The organism is Prevotella sp. C561 (assembly GCF_000224595.1).
Classification (GTDB): domain Bacteria; phylum Bacteroidota; class Bacteroidia; order Bacteroidales; family Bacteroidaceae; genus Prevotella; species Prevotella jejuni.
In genome coordinates this window covers 131088-135929 of the sequence record NZ_JH114143.1, presented here as the reverse complement: position 1 = coordinate 135929, position 4842 = coordinate 131088, and the positions used below count along the sequence as shown (strand labels likewise).

The following is a 4842-nucleotide window of genomic DNA, read 5'->3' as shown; positions in this document are numbered from 1 at the left end:
ATTAATCATGTTGTAACTATTTGTACATCTCAAACCCAATACATGCTCTTTTGGCTTCTAAAAGACGCCCTTTTGGCTTGCAAAAGATGCTCTTTAAGACCCTAGCTAACGCCCTTTTGAAGTCCAATTAAGCACCTTTTACTTTATACTTGGTAACTAATTGATACTCTGTTGATTGCAAACATGCTTCATGTGTGTATTTTTGTCGTTATTTATAGATGTTTTCTTTGAAATTATGTAATGATTTTTAAACCCTTGTCTGCAGGTTTTCGATGTCTTAAAACGAAAAGATTTTCAATGAAAGAGGATGAAAATAGGATAAATAGTTGACTTTCTCAGCTATATTTTTGTTTAATGAGTAACTTTGGCTCTTACGTTAAAGCACTACGAAAAGCGTCCAAACATTTAACGGAAGAACCTAATTTCTACCCAAAAAGGAAGCGATCACAGCTTCTTTTCATGAAAATAAATTAGACGACAAGGGTAAACCATGAGAATAAAAGTACTCAAAAGCTTGCTTACAGGCCCACCCTATATCGCACACTTAGCACTTTCTTGTACGTTGTTTTCCCTTGGATAGGAAGGAACACATGGAGAGGAGATAGCCAAACATAACTCTTTTGACAAGCCTTTTATGCCATTTTCTATGTAAAACATTTGCGTATATTGTTTTTTTTACGAATATTGCAAATGCAAATAAGCGACTGATAAAAGTCGCACAAACTAAAAACAAATCTATGAAGAAAATCTTATTGAGTCTGTTTCTTACTGTTGTCTGCTTATCAAGTTATGCACAGCACTTTATAACAGACCCTAATTTCAGACAAAAAGTAGAAAGCGCATTCCAATCCAAGATGAAGGTTATTGGAAAGAAGTTCTATAATACCAAGGGACTTCGGGTGTCTCCAGAGGAGGAGGAAGCCCTCCATTTTCTGTATGCTTACATGCCTATCGCTGACGCAACAGACTATCCTACGGCCTATCATCTCAAAAACATACGCACAGCCTTGCGCACAAGGACATCGATGCCATGGGGAAAGAAGGTGCCTGAATTGCTTTTCAGACATTTTGTTCTGCCTATGCGTGTGAACAACGAACCACTCGACAGCTCACGTGCTATCTTCTATCGTGAACTAAGTGAGCGTGTGAAAGGACTCCCGATGAAGGATGCTATCCTTGAGGTGAACCACTGGTGTCATGAAAGAGTTACCTACGAGCCTTCTGACGCACGCACTTCTTCACCACTACAGTCTATCCGTACGGGACGTGGACGCTGTGGCGAAGAGAGCACCTTTACGGTAGCTGCCCTCCGTTCTATCGGTATTCCTGCTCGTCAGGTATATACTCCTCGCTGGGCACATACGGACGACAATCATGCTTGGGTGGAAGCTTGGGCAGACGGCAAATGGTATTTCTTAGGCGCTTGCGAGCCAGAGCCAGTACTCAACCTTGCTTGGTTTAACGAGCCAGCATCACGTGCTATGCTCATGCACACACGTGCCTTCGGCGATTATGAGGGTCCCGAGGAGGTGATGCTACGTACCAATAACTTCACCGAGATTAATCTCATCGACAACTATGGCAGTACGTCAAAGATTGATTTTAAGATTGTCGACAAAGATGGTAAGCCTGTTGACAACGCAAAGGTAGACTTCAAGATTTATAATTATGCCGAGTTCTACACCGCTGTGTCTAAGTACACTGGTGCTGATGGGACGACCTTCCTCTCTGCTGGTAAGGGTGACATGATTATTTGGGCATCAAAGGATGGACAGTTCGGGTTTGCTAAAGCCACCTTTGGAAAGGATAAGTCAATCACCATCAAACTGGATTATAACGAACAGAACATGCCAAAAGAGGCCGACCTCGACATCGTTCCGCCTGTATCAAATACCACTCTACCGGCTGTAACCAAAGCACAGCGTGATGAAAACACACGCAGACTGACCTACGAAGACTCTATTCGTCATGCCTACATTGCCACCTTCCCTACAGCAGAATCAATGAAGGATTATCGTTATTCAGCTGCTACACCTTATATAATAAAGGCTCGTGGTAACTGGAAGACCATCAAGGCATTTGTAGAGAAGTATGCTAATCAGCAAGAAAGAGCCCTCCAATTGCTCAGCACATTGAGCGACAAGGACCTTCGCGACATGCCAATGTATATCTTAGAGGATAACATGAAGGCAAAGAGTAGCCAGCTCTCTCCACGCGTTGAGAGTGAAATGATACTCACACCATTCAAACAATTCTTTGAGAAAGCCTTTGCCAAGGAGGCAGCAAGTTTCCGTAAGAACCCTGCTCTATTGGTAGACTGGATTAGAAAGAACATCCGTATGAATCCTGATAGTCGTGCGATGAGAATCCCACAGACACCAAGAAGCGTATGGGAGAGCCGTATTACCGATAGTCGTAGTCGTGATATCTTCTTCGTGGATGTAGCTCGCAGTCTCGGTATTGAGGCTCGTATGGACCCTGTAGCATGGAAGATTCAGTATAAGCAAGATGGTAAATGGGTGGATGTTGACTTTGATGCAGCAGATCAGCAGACTGCTAAAACTGGTAAACTGATACTGACTTTCACTCCTGATGGTTTCCTCGACGACCCTAAGTATTATAGCCATTTCAGCATTAGTAAGATTGTTTACGGACAGACATGGCTGATGAACTTCGACGAAGGACAAGTTGACATGGGTGGTGGTGCCACTTGGTCGAACACCTTTAAGAATGGGGCAACACTCGATGAGGGCACCTATATCCTCGTGACTGGGCAACGTATGGCAGATGGTAGTGTACTTGCTCATAGCCGTTTCTTCCAGATTAAACCAGGCGAGACGACCACTCTTCCACTCGATGTACGCCAAGAAAGTGAAGGTGTGAAGGTGATTGGTAGCTTCAATAGCGAAGACTTGTTTGATAAAGACGGCCAGAACGTTTCTATCCTAAGTCAGACAGGACGCGGATATTACGTTCTCGGTGTTTTAGGTATCGGTCAGGAGCCAACGAACCATGCGCTGCATGATATTGAGAAGATGAAGGATAAACTCGATAAGTGGGGCCGTCCATTCGTCTTACTCTTCAAGAATGAGGCTGAAGCAAAGAAGTTCCAAGCACAGAAGGGTGAGTTCCCTAACCTCCCTGCAAAGACTATCTTCGGTATTGATAAGGATGGAATTATTCAGCAGGAGATAGTGAAAGAGATGAAACTACGTAATACTGAACAGCTACCAATATTTATCATCGCTGATACCTTTAACCGTATTGTCTTCCTTTCTCAAGGATATACAATCGGACTGGGTGAGCAACTCGTGAAAACAAGTAGTAAACTTTAATTAAGGAGAGAGAGGAGTTAAGGAGTAAAAGGGAGTTAAGACAACACTATTTGTTAGTGTGATATATGATTGTTTATTGTCTGATATATTACATTATATAAAAGTATTGTCTTAACTCCCTTTCACTCCTTAACTCCTATAACTCCTCAAACAATCCAACATGAAACGAAGTGATTTTGAGATAGAAATATGTGCTAACAGCGTTGAAAGCTGTATAGAAGCACAGAAAGGTGGGGCCAATCGTGTAGAACTCTGTATGGGTATTCCTGAAGGAGGTACCACTCCTTCTTATGGTGAGATAAAGATGGCAAGGGAGGTGTTGACTGATACTCGCCTACATGTCATCATCCGCAACCGTGGTGGAGACTTCCTTTATACCGAACAAGAGCTTCAGCGCATGGCTATGGATATTGACCTTTGCCGTGAGTTAGGTGTGGATGGTGTTGTCTTTGGCTGCCTGACAGCTGAGGGAAATATCGACTTGGCTGCCAACGAGTATCTGTTGTCACATGCGAAGGGTATGAGCGTGACCTTCCATCGTGCTTTCGATCGCTGTCGCGAACCAGAGAAAGCCTTGGAACAGCTCATTGCACTCGGCTTTGAAAGAGTACTTACATCTGGACAGCAACCTACTGCCGAGGAGGGTATTCCTCTACTTCAGCGATTAAACCAGTTAGCAAATGGTCGTATAAAAATCATGGCGGGTTGTGGTGTGAACGAAAAGAACATCGCTCGCATACGCCAAGAAACAGGCGTACCAGCCTTCCACTTCTCTGCTCGTGAACCACAAGCAAGCCGCATGACCTATTCCAACCCTTCCGTCTATATGGGTGCTGAGGGTGCTGATGAAGACACTATCATGCTGACAACAGAGCGCAGAGTAAGAAATACGATTGACGCTTTGATGGGAAAGAAGGCGTAAAGGAAATACCGCAAGTTCAACATAGAACTACGAATTACGCAAATTGCACGAAGACGGAGGATACAGAATGAACAACACTTTAAATGTTCTCAGACAGAATGACATAATGACATAGAGTGACTGAAAGCTCTTACATAGACAGAATGACACAAACACAAAGGGTGGATAAGGGGCAGAATGAAGATGGCTTTGAATGTGTATAAGATATTAAACCTTTGTTATTTAATGTTGTATCAATGCTTTTATAAAATTATATGATTACTTTTGACAACGAAAATGACAACAGATTGCAAATCTTCCTCTTCTTCCAAAGAGCAAGACTGTTTTACAGCCACACGCAGAGGAGACTTCAAAACGTTGTTAGGGGTTTTCTCTTTTTTGTTTCTCATACGTGAGAGAAATTAAGATGACCTCGTTTTCTTATTTTTCTAACTACTTTAAAATTATCTATCATGAGTTCATTTAGAGCAACATTGGAATTAGGTGGCAAGGAGTACGACGTACTCTATTCTAACTACGAGTTCAGTCGTACGACTGACAAGAAGGGTCAGCCTGCATCAAGTATCTCTGGTGGCCGTATCAGCG

General features: G+C 42.9%; 3 protein-coding genes. All 3 read left to right on the top strand.

Annotated elements, in window-relative coordinates; all coding sequences use genetic code 11:
- Window positions 1-737 precede the first annotated feature (737 nt).
- Window positions 738-3335, top strand: a complete 2598-nt coding sequence (locus HMPREF0666_RS06125; RefSeq protein ID WP_009011500.1) for a transglutaminase family protein — start codon at window positions 738-740, stop codon at window positions 3333-3335.
- A gap of 160 nt (window positions 3336-3495) precedes the next feature.
- A complete protein-coding gene (locus HMPREF0666_RS06120; protein ID WP_009011499.1) occupies window positions 3496-4257 on the top strand; it encodes a copper homeostasis protein CutC in 762 nt (253 codons plus the stop codon).
- A 452-nt stretch (window positions 4258-4709) separates the two neighbouring features.
- On the top strand, window positions 4710-4842 hold a 133-nt coding region (gene tssD / locus HMPREF0666_RS16495), incomplete at its 3' end, for a type VI secretion system tube protein TssD (protein ID WP_009011497.1).